At 42.6% G+C, this 1,233-nt stretch carries 1 protein-coding gene; it reads left to right on the plus strand.

Annotated features, from left to right (window positions below; all coding sequences use genetic code 11):
• Positions 1 to 1,233 (plus strand): BspA family leucine-rich repeat surface protein (locus ES676_RS14845; protein ID WP_170234473.1); only part of this gene is annotated, 1,233 nt, incomplete at both ends.

The following is a 1,233-nucleotide window of genomic DNA, read 5'->3' on the forward strand; positions in this document are numbered from 1 at the left end:
ATGATACAACTTGTAGTTGGGATGTAACAGGAACACAAGCAGCAGCACCAGCGACAGAATGTTGGGAAACGGCGACGTTTAATAATGATACGTGTCTTTGGGATGTAACAGGAACACAAGCAGCAGCTCCAACCACAGAATGTTATGAAACGGCAACGTTTAATAATGATACGTGTATATGGGATGTAACAGGAACACAAGCAGCAGCACCAGCGACAGAATGTTGGGAAACGGCGACGTTTAATAATGATACGTGTCTTTGGGATGTAACAGGAACACAAGCGGCAGCTCCAACCACAGAATGTTATGAAACTGCAACGTTTAATAATGATACGTGTATATGGGATGTAACAGGAACACAAGCAGCAGCACCAGCGACAGAATGTTGGGAAACAGCGACGTTTAATACAGAAAGTTGTACTTGGGATGTAACAGGAGATCAAGCAACCGAGCCAACGACAGAATGTTATGAAACGGCAACGTTTAATAATGATACGTGTATTTGGGATGTAACAGGAGAACAATCAGCAGCACCAACGACAGAATGTTATGAAACGGCAACGTTTAATAATGATACTTGTAGTTGGGATGTAACAGGAGATCAATCAGCAGCACCAACGACAGAATGTTATGAAACGGCGACGTTTAATAATGATACGTGTAGTTGGGATGTAACAGGAGAACAATCAGCAGCGCCAGCGACAGAATGTTATGAAACCGCAACGTTTAATGATGATACGTGTATTTGGGAGGTAACAGGAACACAAGAAGCAGCACCAACGACAGAATGTTATGAAACGGCAACGTTTAATAACGATACTTGCGAATGGGAGGTAACAGGAACACAACAATCAGAACCAATCACAGAATGTTATGAAACGGCAACGTTTAATAACGGTACTTGCGAATGGGTTGTAACAGGAACACAAGCAGCAGAACCAATCACAGAATGTTGGGAAACAGCGACGTTTAATAATGATACGTGTATTTGGGAGGTAACAGGAGAACAATCAGCAGCACCAGCGACAGAATGTTGGGAAACAGCGACTTTTAATACAGAAAGTTGTACTTGGGAGGTAACAGGAGATCAAGCAACCGAGCCAACGACAGAATGTTATGAAACGGCAACGTTTAATAATGATACGTGTATTTGGGATGTAACAGGAGAACAATCAGCAGCACCAGCGACAGAATGTTGGGAAACAGCGACGTTTAATACAGAAAGTTGTACTT

This window comes from Bizionia saleffrena, assembly GCF_008086175.1.
Classification (GTDB): domain Bacteria; phylum Bacteroidota; class Bacteroidia; order Flavobacteriales; family Flavobacteriaceae; genus Bizionia; species Bizionia saleffrena.